The sequence below is a fragment of the Nitrosomonas supralitoralis genome (assembly GCF_003011925.2).
Lineage (GTDB): Bacteria > Pseudomonadota > Gammaproteobacteria > Burkholderiales > Nitrosomonadaceae > Nitrosomonas > Nitrosomonas supralitoralis.
Genome location: NZ_PXXU01000015.1, coordinates 1 through 20,561 on the forward strand (window position 1 = coordinate 1; position 20,561 = coordinate 20,561).

Genomic DNA, 20,561 nt, shown 5'->3' on the forward strand with positions numbered 1-20,561 from the left:
TTTCAGATCATCTGGCGGCTGTGGAAATCCGGCGCAAAAAAACGTATCCTGTTTCTGGCCGATCGCAATATTCTGGTCGACCAGACCAAGAATAACGATTTCAAACCGTTTGGCGCAGCCATGACCAAAATCAGCAAGCGCCAGATCGACAAAAGTTACGAGATTTACCTATCGTTGTATCAGGCCGTGACCGGCAGCGAAGAAGAACAAAACATCTACAAGCAATTCTCGACGGATTTTTTTGACCTGATCGTGATTGATGAATGCCATCGCGGCAGCGCAGCGGAAGATTCCGCCTGGCGCGAAATCCTGGCATATTTTTCCGCTGCCACGCACATCGGCTTAACCGCTACGCCGAAAGAAACCAGGGATGTTTCCAGCATTCATTACTTTGGTGAACCCGTTTACAGCTATACGTTAAAACAGGGCATTGAAGACGGCTTTCTGGCACCTTACAAAGTCGTGCGTATCGACATCGACAAGGATTTGCAAGGCTGGCGGCCCAGCAAAGGCCAGACCGACAAGCATGGTGAGTTGATTGAAGACCGCATCTACAATCTGAACGACATGGACCGTACGCTGGTACTGGAACAGCGCACCGAACTGGTGGCCCGGAAAATTACCGAATTCCTCACGGCAACAGACCCCTATGCCAAAACCATCGTGTTTTGTGACGACATCGACCACGCCGAGCGCATGCGCCAGGCGTTAGTAAATCTCAATCCGGAAGAAGTGAAAAAAAACCGCAAATACGTGATGCGCATCACCGGCGATGACATCGAAGGCAAGGCTGAACTGGATAATTTTATCAATCCGGAAGAACGCTACCCGGTAATCGCCACCACATCCAAGCTGATGACAACCGGCGTCGACGCCCAAACCTGCAAATTGGTGGTGCTGGATCAGCACATCAGATCAATGACCGAATTCAAACAAATTATCGGACGCGGCACCCGCATTAACGAGGAATATGGTAAGTTCTGGTTCACCATCATGGACTTCAAAAAAGCCACAGAATTATTCGCCGACAAGGATTTCGACGGCGACCCCGTGATGATCTACGAACCCAAAAGCAATGAGTGTCCCGTGCCACCCGATGAAGAGCTCGAAATTAACCTCGATGAAAACGGCACACCGCTTCCCCCCTTAGAAAAAGGGGGGGATCGAGGGGGGATTAGAACCATTCGACACCCGCCGAGTAAAATACGTCATGGGCGATGTCACCGTGCATATTATTGCCGAACGGGTGCAATACTACGGACCGGAGGGCAAGCTGATTACCGAATCCCTCAAGGACTACACGCGCCACACGGTACGCAAGGATTATGCCTCACTCGATGAATTTCTGCAGCGCTGGAGCCAGTCCGAACGCAAGGCCACCCTTTTGCAGGAACTGGAACAACATGGCGTATTGCTGGTACCCCTGGCTGACGAGGTGGGCAAGGATTTTGATGCATTCGACCTGATCTGCCATGTCGCCTTTGACCAGCCACCGCTGACCCGTCGCGAACGCGCTGAAAATGTGAAGAAACGCAACTACTTTGCCAAATACAGCGAACAAGCACGCCAGGTATTGGAAAGTTTGCTGGATAAATATGCCGATACCGGCATAGAAAACATCGAAGACATCAAAATCCTCACGCTCGACCCCTTCAAAGACATGGGCACGGCCAATGAATTGGTGTCCATCTTTGGCGGCAAGGCCGCCTACTTGGAAGCGCTGCATGAGCTGGAACAAAATCTTTACGCCTGATTGAACATGAACCCAAAACCATTTAACTGATGAGCATTTCCTCCACTATCAAATCAATCCAGGACATCATGCGCAAGGATGTGGGCGTCGACGGTGACGCCCAGCGCCTGAGCCAACTGGTATGGATGTTGTTTCTGAAAATTTTTGACGACCGCGAAAATGAGTGGGAGCTACTGCAGGACGACTACCAGTCGCCGTTGCCGGAGAAATTCCGCTGGCGCAACTGGGCCGCCGATGCCGAAGGCATGACCGGCGATGCGCTCAAGCAATTTCTCGATAACGATCTGTTCCCCGCTTTGCAGCAACTCGAAGCCAAAGGCGGCGATCAGCGCGCCTATGTGATCCGCTCGGTATTCGAAGACGCCTACAACTATATGAAATCCGGCCAGTTGATCCGGCAGGTAATCAACAAGATTCAGGAAGGCGTGGATTTCAACAAGGCCCAGGAACGCCACCTGTTCGGCGATATGTACGAACAACTGCTGCGCGATTTACAGGCAGCCGGAAACGCAGGCGAGTTTTACACCCCGCGTGCGGTCACCGAATTCATCGTGCGCAGGGTCAACCCGCGTCTGGGTGAGAAAATCATGGACCCGGCCTGCGGTACCGGCGGTTTTCTTTCCTGCGCCATCGAACACATGCGCAAGCAGGATGTAAAAACGGTGGAAAACGAAGCGCAACTGCAGGCCAGCATTTTCGGCATCGAAAAAAAACCGTTGCCGCATCTGCTGTGCACCACCAACATGATCCTGCACGGCATCGAAGTGCCGAGCAATATCCGTCACGATAATTCGCTGGCGCGACCGCTCATCAGCTGGTCACCCAAAGAACGCGTCGATGTGGTCATCACCAATCCGCCGTTTGGCGGTATGGAAGAAGACGGCATTGAAACCAATTTCCCGACGGCGTTCCGCACGCGCGAAACTGCCGATCTGTTTTTGGTGCTGATCATGCAACTGCTCAAGCCCGGTGGCCGCGCCGCACTGGTTCTCCCCGATGGCTTCCTGTTCGGTGAAGGCATCAAAACGCGCATCAAGGAAAAACTGCTGCAGGAATGCAACCTGCACACCATCGTGCGCCTGCCCAACGGCGTATTCAGCCCGTACACCGGGATCAAGACCAATCTGCTGTTTTTCAGCAAAGGCACACCCACTGAGCAAATTTGGTTTTACCAACACCCGTATCCGCCCGGGGTGAAAAGCTACAACAAGACTAAGCCAATGAAGATTGAAGAATTTGATGTCGAGGCTGCATGGTGGGGCAGGGAGGAAGACGGTTTCAAACAACGCGTGGAAAATGAATACGCCTGGAGAATCGATCTGGCAGACATTCAGGCGCGCAACTACAACCTCGACTGCAAAAACCCGCATATTGGGGAACTTGAAATTCACGACCCGGACGTGCTGCTGGCGCAATATCACGCGATGCAAAATGACATTGCTACTCTACGCAGTCAGCTAAAAAACACACTAGGCACAGCATTAACATCTTCAATCGACCAAGGTACGGCACAAAAGTCCTCCCCGTTGAAAAAGGGGGGCTAGGGGGATTATTATGCAACCCTACAAACCAATTCTGAAACCCTTCGCCCGCAACCTGCGCAGCAACATGACCGATGCTGAACAATTGCTCTGGTCAAAATTGCGCCGCAAGCAAATTTTAGGCGTGCAGTTTTACCGCCAGAAGCCCTTGGCCAACTACATCGTCGATTTCTATTGCGCAGCAGCCAATCTCGTCATCGAACTGGACGGCTCGCAACATTTTGAACCGAATCACCAGGCCAGCGACGCGGAACGAGACCGGATATTGGAATCATTGGGTTTACGAGTGTTGCGCTTTGACAACCGGCAGGTTATGCAAGAACTGGATGCGGTGATGAGGGTGGTTTTTGAAGCGGTTGAGAAGGGAGTCCTTTTAATCCCCCCTAGCCCCCCTTTTTCAAAGGGGGGTGGAGTATGAGCGCTGAAACTCCGGGAATTGATTCTGACAAAAATCGGGACACTAAAACATCCACATCAAAAACACCCCCCGCAACACCCACAACCACCACCCCCCCTTTGGAAAAGGGGGGTGGAGTATGAGCGCTGAAACTCCGGGAATTGATTCTGACAAAAATCGGGACACTAAAACATCCACATCAAAAACACCCCCCGCAACACCCACAACCACCATCCCCCCCTTTGAAAAAGGGGGGCTAGGGGGGATTCCAAGAGAGCTAGGATGGATTCACCACCTCGACATCTGGACCAGCGCCGAAACAGAAAAGAAATCAGGCCGTGGCCGCACTGGCAGAAATGGCGCCAGCGTATACGGCGTCCAGAAACTGCGCGAACTGATTCTGGAACTGGCGGTGCGCGGAAAATTGGTGCCACAAGATCCGAACGATGAACCAGCTGGTGAGTTAATCAAGCGGATACAGATAGAAAAAGCAAAGCTGATAGCGAAAGGCAAAATCAAGAAAGATAAACCGATACCGCCAATTTTGGATGAGGAAAAACCGTTTGAACTGCCGCAAGGGTGGGAGTGGGTGAGATTAGACGATATTGGAAGCACTTTTATAGGATTGACATATTCACCCAAAGATATTTCTGATAATGGAATTCCCGTTTTACGCTCTTCTAATATCCAAAATGGAAAAATTGATCTATTGGATTTGATAAGGGTTAGTGGAAATATCAAAAGTAACTTATTTGTTGATGAAGGCGATCTATTAATTTGCGCTCGAAATGGTAGTAAATCATTAGTTGGCAAAACTGCGATGATCGAGAATCTAAATGAACCTATGGTTTTTGGTGCATTTATGGCGATATACAAGAGCCCACTTAATTTTTATGTTCAAGTTTTTTTGAATTCACCTATTTTTAGAAGCCTCTTAGATGGTGTTTCAACTACAACTATTAATCAAATAACACAAAATAATCTCAAAACTACACTAACTTCACTCCCACCCCTCCCCGAACAACATCGCATCGTAACCAAAGTCGATGAACTGATGGCGCTGTGCGATCAACTGGAAACGCAGCACAGCAACGCCGCTGAAGCGCACGAAAAACTGGTAAATCATCTGCTCGGCACATTGACTCAATCGCAAAGCGCGGATGACTTCAGCGCCAATTGGCAGCGCATTGCTGCGCATTTTGATACTTTATTCACCACCGAAGCCAGCATCGACGCACTCAAGCAAACCCTGCTACAACTCGCGGTGATGGGCAAACTCGTGCCGCAAGACCCAACCGATGAACCGGCCAATGAATTGCTCGAGCGCATCCAGGCGGAAAAAGCCAGGTTGATGGCTGAGGGGAAGATCAAGAAAGGCAAATCCCCCCTAACCCCCCTTTTACCAAGGGGGGAAACAGGTTCAGCTGCAGCAACCTCAATCAATCCCACTACAACCACTTTTTCTACTCCCCCTCTTTCTAATTCCACCCCTAACCCTAACTCCACCCCCCCCTTTGAAAAAGGGGGGCCGGGGGGGATTCAACGAGGAATTTCAGAGGAGGAAAAATCGTTTGTATTGCCGCAGGGATGGATGTGGGTGAGGCTTGACGAGATTACATCAAAGATAACTGATGGCGATCACAAAACACCACTAAGAATTTTAGAAGGCTTCAGGCTATTTTCTGCCAAAAATGTTCGTGATGGCTATCTGGATTTCGATAATTGTGACTTCATTTCTGAACAAGATTATCTGAACTCCAGGGAACGTTGCTGCCCGGACACTGGTGACCTACTCATTGTTTCTGTTGGAGGAACTATCGGACGAACATCTCTCGTCCCTGTTGATTCAAATTTTGCGTTAGTGAGAAGTGTAGCGCTTATAAAACCATTGCTATTCAACAGTTACTATTTAAAGCAGGCAATGGATTCAAACCTGCTTCAAGAATCAATTCACGCAAGAAAACGTGGAGGCGCGCAACCTTGTCTTTATTTATCGGAAATTGAACAATTTGTTTTCCCACTTCCACCCCTCCCCGAGCAACACCGCATCGTCGCCAAAGTCGACGAACTCATGTCTCTCTGCGACCAACTCAAATCCACTATCACGCAAGCCAGTCAGTTACAGAAAAAACTGGCGGATGTTGTGGTTGAGCAGGCAATAGCTTTCTGAACGAATGTATGAATCGCACTCAGCTTGTCCTGTTCACCCTTGCCAGCGGCCGCTCGGGCACGAGTTATCTTGCCGATTTCTTCGCCAAGAACATTACGCAGTGTTACAGCACGCACGAGCCCTATTTTACGTTTGGAAACCCCACGCTGTTTGGCAAGCCGATCGCCTGGAATACGCGGCATAACGACCGCGCCTTATTGCCGGTGCTGGAGCGCAAGTGCCGTTTTATCGTCAGCCGCAAGGAACCAGTTTATTTTGAATCCAATCATGCTTTCCTCAAGGCCTTCAATCGTCATGCCGGAGCACTGTTAAACAACCCTGGTTTTATTCATTTGGTGCGCCATCCGTTACGGGTGGCAAAAAGCGAATATGTGCGCGAGCAGATGATACGCAAGTGGCATTTTCCATTTGCCGATTACACCAGCGATACCGGCGAGCGCTATTTCCGCTGGGCATTGACCGGGCAGGAAGATGTATTCCGACACTATCCGTCATCACTCAGCCGCTTTCAGTTTTATCTGTTGCAGTGGCTGGAAATTGAGTACCGCGCGATGCAGTTAATTCACGACCATCGCTGGCAAGCACGCGTGTTTTTTATCGATGTTGGCGTGGATCTGAAACAGGAAGCGGTGCTGAAGAACATGGTCAGATTTTTTGATTTGCCGCATCAGCCGGTCTTTAAGATGGATCTGCGCCGCAACCAAACTCCGTTTATCGACCCGACCCTCGTCACGCAACAGGATAAACAGGAATTCCAGGCGATTGCGCGCCATTTACCCGAGCGTTATAAAAAGCTGCTGCAAAATAAGCCTTATCGTGATTGCAGCTGGTTCACCGAAGTGAACCAGCTCATGATCGAAGGCAGCCGAGCATGAATGTGTTGGATATATCCGTCTTTATCCACGCCGCAGCGGTATCTCCTTCACTAAAGCATACACCGCCGGGAAAATGATCAATGTCAGGATCGTTGCGGAAACCATGCCGCCGACCATGGGAGCGGCGATGCGGCGCATCACTTCAGAGCCGGTGCCGGTGCTGAGCATGACCGGCAGCAAGCCGATCACGCTGCCTGCGATCGTCATCATTACCGGGCGGATGCGGTAAACGGCGCCTTGCACCACGGCGTCATACAAATCCTTAAGGGATACCTGCTCGTCCATTGCTTTGCGTTGCCGGGCGATGGTGGTGAGCGATTGATCGATGAAGGTCAGCATCACCATGCCGGATTCTGCGGCGATGCCGATCAGGCCGATGAATCCGACCACCGCGGCAATGCTCAGGTTGTAATCAAGCCAGTACATCAGCCAGATGCCGCCGACCACAGAAAACGGTATCGACAGCATGACGATCAGCGTTTCAGTCAGGCGGCCGAAATTCAAGTAAACCAGCAAGAACACCATCAGTATTGTCAGCGGAATCACCAGTTTCAATTTTTCAGTGGCACGCTGCATGTATTCAAATTGACCGCTCCAGGTTGCGTAGTATCCTGGCGGAAACTGTACCTGCTTTTGCACGGCTTGTTGCGCATCAGCGATGTAACCGCCGATGTCGCGGTCGCGGATATCGATGAAGATGTAAGCCGACAGCAGAGCGTTTTCGGTGCGGATACTGGGCGGCCCTTGCACCAGCTTGACTTGTGCCAATTGACCCAGCGGCACCATGGTGCCGCCCATCGCGGGTACCAGCACTTGCGTGGCGATAGCCTGCGGGTCGCTGCGCAGTTCGCGCGGATAGCGGATCGCGACATCAAAGCGCTCGCGGCCTTCCACCGTGGTGGTAATGACTTCCCCGCCCAATGCCACGGAAATGACATCAAGCAGATCCCCCACCGCCAGGCCGTAACGCGCCAATGCCAGCCGATCCGGTTCGATATCCAGGTAATAGCCGCCGGTGATGCGCTCGGCATACGCACTGGCAGTGCCGGGCACGGTTTTCACCACGGCTTCGATTTGCCGGGCGATGGTTTCGATTTCCGTCAGATTGTTACCGAATACCTTGATGCCGACCGGCGTGCGAATGCCGGTGGCGAGCATATCGATGCGGTTTTTGATCGGCATGGTCCAGGCATTCGCGACACCGGGAATTTGCAGTGCCTGATCGAGTTCGGCAATCAGTTGATCGATGGTCAAACCGGGACGCCATTCATGCTCCGGTTTCAGGTTGATGATGGTTTCAGTCATTTCCAGAGGTGCCGGATCGGTCGCGGTATCGGCACGTCCCGCCTTGCCGAACACCGAGGCCACTTCCGGAAAACTCATGATGATTTTGTTTTGCGTCTGCATCGTTTCCGCCGCCTTGGTCACCGAAATGCCCGGCAACGTGACGGGCATGTACAGCAACGTGCCCTCGTTTAATGTCGGCATGAATTCGGTGCCCAGCCGCATGGCCGGATAAAGCGTCACAGCCAGCACGCCCAATGCAATCACCAGTATGGTTTTTTTCCAGTGCATCACGCCCGCGACTATCGGTTGATAGCAGCGAATCATCAGGCGGCCCAGCGGATTGTCTTGCTCGCGCGGAATGCGGCCACGGATCAGCAGCAGTATCAGCACCGGAACCAGCGTAATCGATAAAATAGCCGCACCGGCCATGGCAAAGGTTTTGGTATACGCGAGCGGCTGGAACATGCGACCTTCCTGGGCTTCCAGCGCGAACACCGGAAGAAACGATACCGTAATGATTAATAAGCTGAAAAACAATGACGGCCCGACTTCCTTACAAGCGGTGATTATCGCGTCGGTGCGCGATTCTCCCGGTTTAAGCCGCGCCAGATGCTTATGCGCATTTTCCACCATGACTATGGCAGCATCCGTCATTTCCGCAATCGCCAAGGCAATTCCGGCCAGGCTCATAATGTTGGAGTTAATGCCGAGTTGCCCCATGGCAATAAATGCGATCAACACGCCGATGGGCAGCATGATGATCGCCACCAGCGCGCTGCGCACGTGCATCAGAAATACTGCGCACACCAATGCGATGATGATGATCTGCTCGATGAATATTTCCTTCAGTGTCGCAATGGCGCGGTGGATCAGTTCCGAACGGTTGTATACCGATTTGACTGAAACATCCTGCGGCAATCCGGATTTGATCTGGTCAATTTTTGCTTCAAGATCGTGAATGACATCCAGTGCATTCTCGCCATAGCGCGCCACTGCGATGCCGGAAACTGCTTCCCCTTCGCCGTTCAGCTCCGTGATGCCGCGGCGTTCACCGGGTACCAATTCCACGCGGGCGATATCACGCAGCAGCACAGGCATGCCGATATGCGCCCGCACCACCAGATTCTCCAGATCGCTGATGCCACGTAGATAACCCCGACCCCGCACCATGTATTCGGTTTCCGCCAGTTCGATCACGCGCCCACCGACATCGCGATTGCTGGCGGCAATCACCTCCGTGATACGTTTCAAAGGAATGTCATAGGCTTGCAGGCGGCGCGGATCGACCGTGATCTGATAAGTTTTGACAAAACCTCCGACACTGGCAATTTCGGATATACCGTGGGTGGTGGTTAATTGATAACGCAGAAACCAGTCCTGAATGGTGCGCAATTCGTCCAGTGTACGGTTTTTGGCGGTGACAACATACTGATAAATCCAGCCGACGCCGGTTGCATCCGGGCCAAGCGCAGGTCGCACATCCTGTGGCAACTGGTTCGCCGCAAAACTCAAATACTCCAGCACGCGCGACCGCGCCCAGTAAATATCGGTGCCATCTTCAAAAATAACATAAATGAACGAAACCCCGAACGCCGACTGTCCGCGCACGACCTTTGCGCGCGGCACCGCCAGCATGGCGGTGGTAAGCGGATAAGTGACCTGATCCTCAACCACCTGTGGCGCCTGGCCGGGGTATTCGGTATAAATGATGACTTGCACATCGGACAAATCGGGAATCGCGTCGATCGGCATTTTCCATAACGCATAAATACCCCAACCGACGATCAACCCGGTACCCAGCAATACCAGAAAAACATTGCGAATCGACCATTCAATCACGTGCTTGAGCATGTCGATATCTCCTAGTGGTCGTGAAAAGTATCTGCGGGCTGAATGCGCACAATCACAAATTCGCCGGCCGATTCTTCGGCGATTTCAAAAATGACTTTTTGACCCGGCTTGAACGATTGCAATAACGCCGGTTCCTGAACGCGAAAATCCATCACCATTGCCGGCCATTGCAGGCTTTCAATCGGGCCGTGCGCAAGCGTGACCGTCGCATGTGCGAAATCGATCGCCTCAATGCTGCCTTCACCGCGATATTGCACATGCGCTGCAGATAGTACTGCCGAACTGGATGCAATTTCCTGCTCGTCGGATACTGGATAATACGTAGTGTGGCCAAAACTGTTGAGCGCACTTTTGAAGTTGCTTTCCGCGTCGATCAGAAAATTCGCCTTGACCACCACCGCCTCGCCGACCCGAAGCCCGCCCAGTACTTCGGCATAGCCATCGGCATGCATGCCCAGTTTTACCGTGCGTGGTTCAAAGCGGCCAGCCCCCAAATCCACCAGCACCACGCGACGGGTTCCGGTATCCAGCACGGCAGAATCAGGTACGGTCAAGACTTTATTTTTGCTGTGAAACGATGCAAATTCTGCACGCGCATACATGGCAGGCTTCAATAAGCCATCGGGATTGGACAGTACGATGCGCACGATGGCGGTGCGCGTCTCCGGCGTCACTACTGGATAAATAAATGCCACCTCACCGTTGAAAACTTTGTCAGGATACGCTTCCACGCGGATGCTCACCAGTTGACCGGGATGAATCATGCCCAGGTCCTGTTCGAACACATCGGCCAGCATCCAAACGCTGGACAAATCAGCGATTTGATACAGGGCTTCCCCCGGCATGAAACGTTGACCCTCAATGACTTTCTTTTCCAGCACCACGCCATCGGTTAGTGCACGCACTGTCAAGTACTGACGAACTTCGCCGGTTTGCTGCAAACGTCGCAATTCAATGTCGGCAACATCCCAGTTGCGCAGTTTCTGCAGTGCGCTGGCAACCAGTCGTTGCATCGCGGCGCGTACGTCCGGATCGCCATCGGCGACAGATTCCAGGCCGCGCGCGGCGATCAAATATTCCTGCTGCGCGGCAATCAGATCAGGACTGTAGACATCCATCAGCGCATCACCTTTTTTGACCGTTTGCCCGGTAGCATTAACGTACAGCCGTTGAATCCATCCTTCAAACTTGGTCACTACGGTAAATAGCTTGCGCTCATCGGTTTGCACCGTCGCCACTGCGCGGACAGTACGAATCAGTTCACGCAATTCCGCCGTTTCGGTGCGCACACCAAGCTTTTGTACTTTTTCGGTGCTGATGGCCACAATGGTTTGTTCCGATGGCGCTTCTTCATCTTCGTAGACTGGCAGATAATCCATCCCCATCGGATCTTTTTTGGGCACTGGAGAAGTATCTGGCAAACCCATTGGATTACGGTAAAACAGAATCTTGCGTTCCCCGTTGGTCGTTATCGTTGCTGACGTTGCTACGGTTGTTTGTGATTGTGTATAACCCCACCAGTAACCTGCGGCCAGTACAGCTAACAGAGAAATCGCGACTAACAGCGGCTTAATCATGGATGACATGAGGAACTCCTTGATTGATATCAGTGCGCATGATTTTTACCCACCAGCCAATCAATTTCAGCCAGCGCCTTGTTGTAATTAGCCAACGCGGTAATCCGACTGGTTTCATAATCAAATACCGTCATCTGATTATCCAGCAGTGTCAGAAAATCAACCCGGCCTACCTGATACGCAGCCAAAGCGGATTCAACCGTCAGTCGGGCCTGCGGCAAAATGGTGGTTTGATACAACTTGACCGATTTCAGGCTTTGTTCAGCCATGGCAATCTGCTGCCGCAATCTTGCTGTCAACTCGTTACTTTGAGCCTGATACAGACTGGCTGCCTGGTCACGCAGCGCTTGCGATTCCATGATGCGCGGCTCGATTTTATTGCCACGCCATACCGGCAGATTGACAGCCACCGTCATGCTGACCATATCGTCGCGTCGACTGCCATCGAGCATGCTGTCGCGCTGACCATAAGATAAACGCACATCGAGATCGGGGTAATAAGCCCGGCGCGCCAAATCAACGGATTTTTCGTTGCGCGCAATCAAACTTTGCAATGCCAATAGTTGCGGACGTTGTGCCATAGCCTCTTGTTGCAGCGCCTCCAGAATCAAGGGTGTTTCCTGAATGTGCAGCAGCGCTGGAACCAGAGTCTCAATCCTGGTGCTGCGCCCCAGTGCACGAATCAATTCCGCCTCAAATACGGGTTGCTCACGGGCCAGTCCCAGCAGCCTGTCCAGCATTCTTGAAACTTGTGTCTGTGCCTTCAGTACATCCGCCTGACTGCCTTGTCCTACCTGATAACGCTCTTCAGCAATGCGCAAGAAATATTCCAGCGTCTGCCGGTTCTTTTCAACCAACTGAATCATCTCGCGCGCAAGGCCCAGGTCAAAATAAGCCGTCTTCAGGTCATGCACCACGCGATTAGCTGTTTCCTGATAGCCATATTCAATAGCTTGGGCATCCTTGCTGGCAACTTCCTTGCGCAAACCACGTTTCCCCGGAAAAGGGAGGCGTTGGGACAGGCCGATCATTTTCATCGTCATATCTTCACGGTTAAACGGTGATGACGCCAACGGCGCATTAATCACACCCGCTTCGAGCATGGGATCATCCAGCGCCCCAGCCGGCGCTATTCTTTGCTGCGCCGCTACGCGCTCCTGATGTGCTGCCTGGATTTCCGGATTATTTTCCAGTGCTTCCCTGATCAGCCTGGGTAATGATGTAGTGTTGCCCAAATGCGGCGCGGTCGCAGATTCTTGTGCGACCGCGTGGGTAAACATGATTGATCCGATCCCGCCCTCTGCATGCACATGGGTTGTCATCGTAATCGCGGCCAGCGCAATGACAACCATACCGACGCGATTCATCGCAGCCTCCGGACAAAGGTTTGTTGCTTTTGGTACGTTTTAATAATGAATAAAATGAACATTTGACCTCCTGACAGATAATTTCGACTGCTCTATTGAAAATAAACAGACACTGCGGATAGTGAGCGACATTGCACTGTCTGCACAACACAAATTGATGCACAGATTCTTGCAAAAAACGCTCATTTGCCGGGCAACCGGCGAAGTTACAGGAGATCGGTTAGTGGTGGGCGTTGCGGTTGTTCCGGATCAAACGACGTGAATCCGGAATTCAAAGAAATAACAGTAGAAGTGATTTCGATCAGCATCGGCACTGCATAATCAGACAAAATCGGCGTGCTGCTATAAGCATTACAAGAAGTATCGTCGCATGGCAGGCTGGTCAACACATGATTGATTGTGTCATCGGCCGCTTGCTTATGACAGTCTTCATGATGATGACTGTCGATGGTTATCGCTGACGCGTCAGCTTGAATGTGAAAATTTTTCTCCTGCACACATACTGACAAAACAGCCCCTGCAGCACCTTGCAGGGGTAGCCACAGCATAAAAAAAACCAATAGCAATTTGTAATTGTATGCTTTCATGTTTTTTTATTATAAACAGTTTCTAGATTTGACAAAGAAAATCTTCAAATAATTCCAGCTCCTGATCAACGCAGTTGATTGGATGTCATCAATTGCTGATGCTGTTGCTCATAGTGGTCGGCCTTCAATTGATCCCCGGCAAGCCTGGCTGCCTGTGCTGCACGAAAAATGGCATTGTGGCGGTTGGGTGTGCGTTTTAATGAAGCTTCGAGTTCCTTAAGGGCTTCACTGGGCCGTTTCAGTTCAAGCAGCAATTCTCCCAGCAATTCCCTGGCGGGAATGATTGCACCTGGCGTGACATTGTCTTTTTCGGTTGAGTCTTCCAATTCAGCCGAGGTACGCATAAGATTTACAGCATTTGCTGTGTTTCCTTTTCCGTGCGCTACCCAGGCTGCAACCGCCAAACGCTGAATTTCAATTTGATCGGCGGTATAGTCTTTATTGGCAGCTCGGTCGGCATTACGCAACGTTTCCAACCGCTGCAGACTGTTTTGAGCTACAGCCATTTGTCCAGCTCTTGCCGCTCCCAGGCCACGGGCAAAGTGTGTGATGGCTTCACACCAACCGAATTGTTGCCATGGAAAATCGCCCGGATTGACGTTAAGATCGGCAGCCTCGTGCCATTTGCCGCGTTCTATCGCATAGCGTGCTGGAATTGCTGCATATGCATAAGCGGTGGTGACATTTTCAGGCTGCACTTTTTTAATTGATTGCAGCTCCCGCAAGATTTCACTGGCTTTCTCTGTCTCTCCGGTTTGCAAGTAAGCGTAAATCGCATAATCCATATAGTGCAATTGCTGATCCCAGGTTTCGGTTAGGGCATTTTCCCGTGCATGCACCTTTACCGCATCATAAGCGGCCAAATTGGATTGTATCGCGTCCTGCCAGTGTCCTAATCTAATGAAGATGTGTGATGGCATGTGCAACGCATGCGGCACTACCGGTGCAATGCGTGTATATGCGCGCGCTGCTTTCAATCCAAGCTCGGCCAGTTCAGGATAATCGCTACTGTGGATGATGTAATGCGTCACACCGGGATGATCCGGTTCATGTTCCAAAACTTTTTGTAGCAAACCCATTGCTTTTTTCTGGTTGGAAAAAGTCTTGTCACTTGGAGAAGCCGTAGAAATCAACGCCAGTGCATAAAACACGGCAGCTTCGCGATCATCAGGATATTGCATCATGATCCGCTCCATCGCACTCTGGTATGCCAGCTTTCTCGCACTGTAATCCGCTTTTTCATTGAATTGATACAAGAATCCAACGGCTTCAAGATAGGCTTTTTCTCTTTCCGTTTTGATCACTCGCTTGCTGACTTGTTGTAACGCCTCGCGTCCTTTCTGCAATTCCAATGCATTCGGGGGTGTCGCCCATAATTGGTGATAAAGGCTCATCGCGATACCCCAGTTACCCATGACGCAATTTGGGTCGATTACAGTCACTTGACGAAATGTCTTTTCCGCCTCCTCATACCAGAACGAATGCAGCATCGCCACTGCCTGATTAAATTGCGCCTGCGCCATCGGTGCGCAGGAAACCAGGAAGTTTACCTCACCCAATTTCTCCTGGTCGAAAGCGCCCGTATGATGATTCCCATCCGCTTGTAACGAACCAGCAAGCAAAATGCCCAGGATGGTAATCGTGGCTATGTATGTTTTCATGTAACACCTCAGTTTTTTGTGATAGCTCTATGAGCTTAAATCAATGTTATTTCGTCAATGGACGGTTTGAGCGAGCACGCGAGCGACTTGCATCATGTGATTCGATAAATTCTTTAGCGCCATCCTCCCCAGCTAAAGTATCCAGAATCGGACAATCCTGACGCTCATCACCATGACACTGTACAATCAATTGGGATAAGGCTTGAGCAATCAGTTCCAACTCGGATATACGCGCTTTCAATTCGTTTAAATGCTCGATTGCCAGTTGTTTCACTTCGCGCGCGGGCCGTTGCCGATCCTGCCATAATGAGAGCAGCTTTTTAATCTGCGCCGTGTTAAACCCGGCCGCACGAGCCTGGCGAATGAAACGCAATGTGTGTATATCGCGTTCAAGAAAATGGCGGTAACCTGAATAAGCGCGTGCCGCCTTCGGAATAAGACCCATTGCCTCGTAATGACGAATCATTTTTGCAGAAACACCGGAAGCTTGCGCTGCCTGTCCAATATTCATTTCAACACCTCAATGATGCACGTGGGCTAATGCATGACCGCGACCTCGCGCAATAAGCCAGCGGTTAACTGGAAAAGTAGCAATGCCTGCAATAATCAATGCAGTTGCAAGACTGCCCCAAAACAACAACGAATCGATTGCTGCCTTCATCGCTCCCGGAATTATCAACATCACCATATTATCAACGATTTCCTTGATGGTAAGCGAAGCTGTATCGGCTGCGATAGCGATGCGCATAGCTGTTTTATAATTGTACCCCGCACGCAGAATAGGCAGCATGATCAGTAAATAACCGGACATGAATGCGAGCGCAATCGCAAGCGTAATAGTAGCCGCATTGCTCCATCCCAGCGCTGTTCCAATCACCATTCCGGCAATTTCACCGATCGCGCAACCCGATAAGCAATGCACAGTGGCCATCAATGCAACACTGTTCAACGATTGTTCTTTAACTGGATCATGATTGTGATGCAAGTAATCTTTCATGTTCAACTCCTGTAAATTTGTATAAGGAGTATTCATGCTGAACCTTCCCATCGTTGGAAAGTCAAGTGCCAATTTTAGTATATTGCAATAATCCGACCGAATATTTTGTTTTGTTCCTGGCACTGCTAGTTATAAGCTGTAAATCAGAAAGTTTATTGTGGCGCATTCTGGTTAGAATTAATTGCTTGTTGTAACTGGAGAATAATTTCATTACAATGCGTGCAACATTGTTGCATTTACATCAGTATGTTTAATAAATTTTGCATTGCCGCTGAAGACATGATCCGACACCTCGGTGGCCGAGCGACAGCGGGTAGAATTGGAATATTGGCCACTCTGATGGCTGAGCAGCAAGCCGTAACTCATCGTGAAATCGAACAGCGCCTGCCACAATCATTGCAATTGGATCGGGTGACTCTATATCGCACGCTGGAGTGGCTTGTCGCAAAAAGCCTGATTCACAAGATAACCAGCGACGACCGGGTGTGGCGTTATCATGCCAACCTCGAGCCGCATTTACATCAACATGCACATTTTAAATGTACGGGCTGCGCACAAGTGATTTGTCTGGATAATTTATCTATTGAACGAAACTGGTCATTACCGGCTGGCTATCGCTTCCAGGAAATTGAATTGACGGTCAAAGGCCTTTGCGCCAATTGCTGTTAGCGATGATACGTAAAAGCTTATTTCTGATTCTTGCACTTGCAATATTGTCTGTACCGGTGTTTTTGATGGCACATGCGTTCACACACTACACGCAAACCGATGGGCTCGAAGTCAGCATAAGTGAAAATGACACGGGTATCGATCTTGATGAGATCTGTCTGGATTGTCTCGCACTTACCGCACTTAATCTCCTTCTGATTGCTATAGGATTGTTCCTGCGCATTTCAGTTGTTCGTCACCGATTGCCATTATCGGCGATGAGATGGCATTCTGACAGCAAAACAGCCTGCTATTTTTCACGCGCACCGCCTCTCCGGTTTTTCTGATTTTTAAATTAGCTAGCTAGCCCTATCCTGACCCAACCGTCAAGTTGTCTATTGACTGTCTTGGTACGGGCTAATTACTTGTGATTGATCAGCATCATTGTTGCAACTTAGTTGCATGACATGCACCCTATTTAATTAGGAAGACTGTATGGATAACTCTAATCACAAAAAATTAAATCATGGAAAATGGCTTTGCAAACCAATGCTATTTAAACCAGCAGTCATCCTATTGATTGCATTCTCGCTGGAGATACCGAAGCTTTGCGCACAAAGTGCTCAAAAGAATATCGAATTGCCCGGCGTCATGATAACTGCACCGACTACAAGTTCGGCTGAATCAACCGGGTTTAAGGCTGATGTGATTATTCAAAGTGAGCGCTTGCGTCAGAAACGTGAAACCAATCTTGGGGATACGCTTTCACACGAACTTGGGGTTACTTCGAGCAGTTTTGGTCCGGGTGCTGGCCGTCCCATCATTCGCGGTCAAGATGGCGAGCGTGTTCGTGTAATTGAGAATAGCATGGGCACGGGAGATATTTCTGTCATCAGCCCGGATCATGCTGTAGCAACAGAAACTTTAAATGCCACACGTATTGAAATACTGCGGGGACCCTCGACATTGCTCTATGGCAGTGGTGTATCAGGAGGTGTTGTCAATGTGCTTAATGATCGCATTCCTGATCGTTTGTTTAAAACACCGCAAGCCAACTTTGAAGGGCGATTCAACTCCGCCCTGGAAGAACGCAATGGGGTACTTACAGCGTCCGGCAGCAAAGGCCAGGTTTCATGGAATATTGAAGGCATGAAACGAAAAACCAATGATATTCATATACCAGGCCGGGCTAATCCGAACGATCCAGAAAGCGAAATCGGGTTTGTCAGAAACAGTGCGATCGATTCCAGCAACTTGTCGGCAGGCAGCTCTTATATTGGCGAACGAGGGTTTGTTGGTATGTCTGTTTCAAGGCTGGAAAATTTCTACGGCATCCCCGGACCCGAAGGCGCAAAAATTGATATGGGCCAAACGCGCTACGGTTTGGCTGGAGATCTGGATAACCCGCTCAACGGCTTTCAGCAACTGAGAATGCGTTTTAACTATAATGATTATCAGCACAAAGAGCTCGAACAGAGCGGTGCAGTGGGCAGTCGTTTTACAAATAATGAACTGGAAGGTCGTGTCGAATTGACGCATGCGCCTGTTGCGCAATGGCATGGCATTATGGGTGTGCAACTACAACACCGCAACTTCACTGCAAAAGGTGAAGAGGCCTTTGTGCCAACTAGCCTATCACAGTCTGCCGGTTTTTTCGTGGTTGAAAAACATAACTGGCAGCAATGGCAATTTGAAATCGGCGGACGGTTTGAGCATTCGATACATAATCCACGTACAGAAATGCTGCAGTCACGTAACTTTAATTTGTACAGCGTATCCGGAGGCGGTGCCTGGAAATTTGTCGACGGCTATCAGCTAGACCTGACAGCCACACGTGGACAACGTGCACCTAATACCGTGGCACTCTATGCTGATGGCATTCATGTCGCTACCAATACATTCGAGCAGGGTAACTCAACCTTAAGCAAAGAAACGTCCAATAACTTCGATCTGTCTTTACAAAAAACCACAGGAAGGATTACTGGAAGGGTTAATTTATTTTATAACCATATCAATGATTATATTTTCCAGCAAAGCCGTGACAGTAATAACGATGGAGTTGCTGATCGAATCAATGACGATGGCATACTGGAAATCAACGGTCCATTTTTAGTGCAGGATTTTTCTCAAACCCGGGCAAGATTCTATGGCCTGGAAGCTGAAGCCAGCATTGTGCTGCTGCCGGATACCATGAATTTGCGACTATTTACCGATACCGTTTATGGCAAGCTAAAAGACAATGGCAACATTCCGCGCATCACGCCTCAACGATTCGGTTTTGATCTGAACTTTAGCCAGCATAAGTGGCAGGCCAATTTCAATCTGACCCGCGTCGTCCAGCAGGACCGAGTCGCCGTGCTGGAAACTGAAACGCCTGGCTACACGCTAATGAATGCCGAAATCAGCCACCACATGAAATTGACTCAATCCGTCAATTACATGCTGTTTCTGCAAGGCAGAAATCTGCTGGATAGCGATATCCGCATACATACCTCCTTCCTGAAAGATACAGCTCCCATGGCGGGAAGAGCTATTGTTGCAGGTATACGAGGCGTTTTCTAACAGTTTTATTGGTTAACGCGATAATGCACAAATTGATATTTAGAAAAGGAGGGCAGGGGATTCTTTCCAGAAATATTTAGTGCAGGCAGGCTGTGCAGCTGATTTAGGAGAAACTGCTTACAAGCCACATCTGTCGGAGTTACAGGAACAGCAAAACTGGATAAGTGGAGATTAATAACGAGCAATCGGATGATTGTCAGAATCACAATCATCCGATCAATGGGTTAAAACTGATTATTTCTTCACGAAGTCCACCAGTTTCTGATAAGTAAACAGAAAATCCTGGGATTGAAGAGGGTTGTGGCATTGGGCACAGGTCAGGTCGTTGCTTTTCGCGCTGCCATCGGGGTTATAAAGTGCAAATCCCCAATTGCCGGAACGATTTTCTTTGGGGAAAGCCGCATCCCAGTCGTCTTTGTTTTCCATTACACCAATCGCAGCCAGTGAGTCAATTTCGAAGATACCGTCGCTACCAGGAATTGGCTTGCCTGCCGCATCTGTTTTTGGTTTATATATTTCCATTATCACGACAGCGCCCGATCCGCCTGGTTTCCCCTGTTTATAGTTGGAAATTGCTGTTTCGTTGGCATATAGCTTGGCCACTTGCGTCTGATTCGCGCGGTTTATCGTGGCGTATTGGGTGAATGCTTTCGCATAGTCTTCAGGAAATTTAACGTGTTCAGGATCTCCACCCGCATGAACAAGCAGCGGGGTAATAGCCAAAATTGCAGCAATTGCTTTGAATGTATTTTTCATGTTTCTTCTCCTTGGTAGATGTTGCGGGACAAAACAGATTTGAGTTTGTTATGATACCGCATTCAGCGCTGAATATAGATAACTTGGTAAATGTTCTGTTAGGGTGCCAGGTCGAGAACCAGTCTAGCCGATAAATAAATGACCAATAGCGCCAGTGCAAGGTGGATCGCAAAACTGACTGGTTTTTGTTTAATTGCATCAAAAAAGGTTAGATTCTTTCCTTCTCGTTTCAGCCGGGCGTATTCTGCTCGCATTCTGCTGGTACGCTCTTTCTGATACGCATCCAGTAGTGCACGCGCTTGTTCGAACTGACTGTCATCATTGAGCCAGATCGCAGGCATCGATACACCCCAGTTTCCCGGCGTTGTTTCGTAGAAATCAATTGCATTGCTGGCAAGCAATTCCCGTACTTCATAAGCCTCATCGTCGGGGACGCCATTAAGCCTGAATAAAATTTTTGCCATGCTAGTTATGTGGTTATGTTATCTTTTTGTCTGAATAAAGCTTTGCGCCGGAGATTGATGCTATCTTT

General features: G+C 49.8%; 17 protein-coding genes and 1 pseudogene. 9 read left to right on the plus strand and 9 right to left on the minus strand.

Annotation, left to right across the window (positions count from 1 at the left end; genetic code table 11):
* The 6 genes and pseudogenes from hsdR to C7H79_RS06585 form a co-directional block, all read left to right on the plus strand.
* Positions 1 to 1,753: pseudogene (gene hsdR / locus C7H79_RS06565) on the plus strand (EcoAI/FtnUII family type I restriction enzme subunit R); the annotation flags it as partial.
* A 29-nt stretch (positions 1,754 to 1,782) separates the two neighbouring features.
* Entirely contained in the window at positions 1,783 to 3,297 is a 1,515-nt protein-coding gene (locus tag C7H79_RS06570; RefSeq protein WP_106706501.1) for a type I restriction-modification system subunit M, read from the plus strand.
* Between the two features lie 10 nt (positions 3,298 to 3,307).
* Positions 3,308 to 3,712, plus strand: a complete 405-nt coding sequence (locus C7H79_RS06575; RefSeq protein WP_106706502.1) for an endonuclease domain-containing protein — start codon at positions 3,308 to 3,310, stop codon at positions 3,710 to 3,712.
* Positions 3,709 to 3,834: a hypothetical protein gene (locus tag C7H79_RS19205; RefSeq protein WP_258577624.1), complete on the plus strand. Its 126-nt coding sequence runs from the start codon at positions 3,709 to 3,711 to the stop codon at positions 3,832 to 3,834. The genes C7H79_RS06575 and C7H79_RS19205 overlap by 4 nt, the downstream gene beginning before the upstream one ends.
* Positions 3,831 to 5,861, plus strand: coding sequence for a restriction endonuclease subunit S (locus tag C7H79_RS18400; RefSeq protein ID WP_197714601.1), 2,031 nt, complete (start codon positions 3,831 to 3,833; stop codon positions 5,859 to 5,861). The genes C7H79_RS19205 and C7H79_RS18400 overlap by 4 nt, the downstream gene beginning before the upstream one ends.
* An 8-nt stretch (positions 5,862 to 5,869) precedes the next feature.
* The gene (locus C7H79_RS06585) at positions 5,870 to 6,736 is read left to right on the plus strand and encodes a hypothetical protein (RefSeq protein ID WP_106706503.1); all 867 of its coding nucleotides are present in this window, start codon (positions 5,870 to 5,872) and stop codon (positions 6,734 to 6,736) included.
* 21 nt (positions 6,737 to 6,757) lie between these two features.
* On the opposite strand, the gene C7H79_RS06590 is transcribed toward C7H79_RS06585, so the two are convergent.
* The 7 genes from C7H79_RS06590 to C7H79_RS06620 all read right to left on the minus strand — a co-directional run bounded on the left by C7H79_RS06590 (position 6,758) and on the right by C7H79_RS06620 (position 16,063).
* The gene (locus tag C7H79_RS06590) at positions 6,758 to 9,874 is read right to left on the minus strand and encodes an efflux RND transporter permease subunit (protein WP_106706504.1); all 3,117 of its coding nucleotides are present in this window, start codon (positions 9,872 to 9,874) and stop codon (positions 6,758 to 6,760) included.
* 11 nt (positions 9,875 to 9,885) lie between these two features.
* Positions 9,886 to 11,460, minus strand: a complete 1,575-nt coding sequence (locus C7H79_RS06595) for an efflux RND transporter periplasmic adaptor subunit (protein ID WP_106706505.1) — start codon at positions 11,458 to 11,460, stop codon at positions 9,886 to 9,888.
* A 20-nt stretch (positions 11,461 to 11,480) separates the two neighbouring features.
* Positions 11,481 to 12,818 (minus strand): TolC family protein, encoded by a 1,338-nt coding sequence (locus C7H79_RS06600; RefSeq protein WP_172592372.1) that lies wholly within the window; start codon positions 12,816 to 12,818, stop codon positions 11,481 to 11,483.
* Positions 12,819 to 13,024: 206 nt separating this feature from the next.
* A complete protein-coding gene (locus C7H79_RS06605; protein WP_242447177.1) occupies positions 13,025 to 13,405 on the minus strand; it encodes a hypothetical protein in 381 nt (126 codons plus the stop codon).
* A 65-nt stretch (positions 13,406 to 13,470) separates the two neighbouring features.
* The gene (locus tag C7H79_RS06610; protein ID WP_106706506.1) at positions 13,471 to 15,066 is read right to left on the minus strand and encodes a tetratricopeptide repeat protein; all 1,596 of its coding nucleotides are present in this window, start codon (positions 15,064 to 15,066) and stop codon (positions 13,471 to 13,473) included.
* 46 nt (positions 15,067 to 15,112) lie between these two features.
* Complete coding sequence (cueR, locus tag C7H79_RS06615; RefSeq protein ID WP_106706507.1) at positions 15,113 to 15,577, minus strand: Cu(I)-responsive transcriptional regulator; 465 nt, start codon at positions 15,575 to 15,577, stop codon at positions 15,113 to 15,115.
* A gap of 9 nt (positions 15,578 to 15,586) precedes the next feature.
* Positions 15,587 to 16,063 (minus strand): DUF4396 domain-containing protein, encoded by a 477-nt coding sequence (locus C7H79_RS06620; RefSeq protein ID WP_106706508.1) that lies wholly within the window; start codon positions 16,061 to 16,063, stop codon positions 15,587 to 15,589.
* A 246-nt stretch (positions 16,064 to 16,309) separates the two neighbouring features.
* On the opposite strand from C7H79_RS06620, the gene C7H79_RS06625 reads away from it, so the two are divergent.
* The 3 genes from C7H79_RS06625 to C7H79_RS06635 all read left to right on the plus strand — a co-directional run bounded on the left by C7H79_RS06625 (position 16,310) and on the right by C7H79_RS06635 (position 19,273).
* Positions 16,310 to 16,732: a Fur family transcriptional regulator gene (locus C7H79_RS06625; protein WP_106706509.1), complete on the plus strand. Its 423-nt coding sequence runs from the start codon at positions 16,310 to 16,312 to the stop codon at positions 16,730 to 16,732.
* A gap of 2 nt (positions 16,733 to 16,734) precedes the next feature.
* Positions 16,735 to 17,058, plus strand: a complete 324-nt coding sequence (locus C7H79_RS06630) for a hypothetical protein (protein WP_106706550.1) — start codon at positions 16,735 to 16,737, stop codon at positions 17,056 to 17,058.
* A 148-nt stretch (positions 17,059 to 17,206) separates the two neighbouring features.
* Complete coding sequence (locus tag C7H79_RS06635) at positions 17,207 to 19,273, plus strand: TonB-dependent receptor (RefSeq protein ID WP_242447178.1); 2,067 nt, start codon at positions 17,207 to 17,209, stop codon at positions 19,271 to 19,273.
* 234 nt (positions 19,274 to 19,507) lie between these two features.
* Here C7H79_RS06635 and C7H79_RS06640 read toward each other — a convergent pair whose 3' ends face one another.
* Together C7H79_RS06640 and C7H79_RS06645 are read right to left on the minus strand one after the other, a co-directional pair.
* A complete protein-coding gene (locus C7H79_RS06640; protein WP_106706510.1) occupies positions 19,508 to 20,029 on the minus strand; it encodes a cytochrome P460 family protein in 522 nt (173 codons plus the stop codon).
* A 98-nt stretch (positions 20,030 to 20,127) separates the two neighbouring features.
* Positions 20,128 to 20,493, minus strand: coding sequence for a DUF6164 family protein (locus C7H79_RS06645; RefSeq protein WP_106706511.1), 366 nt, complete (start codon positions 20,491 to 20,493; stop codon positions 20,128 to 20,130).
* Between the last annotated feature and the right edge of the window lie 68 nt (positions 20,494 to 20,561).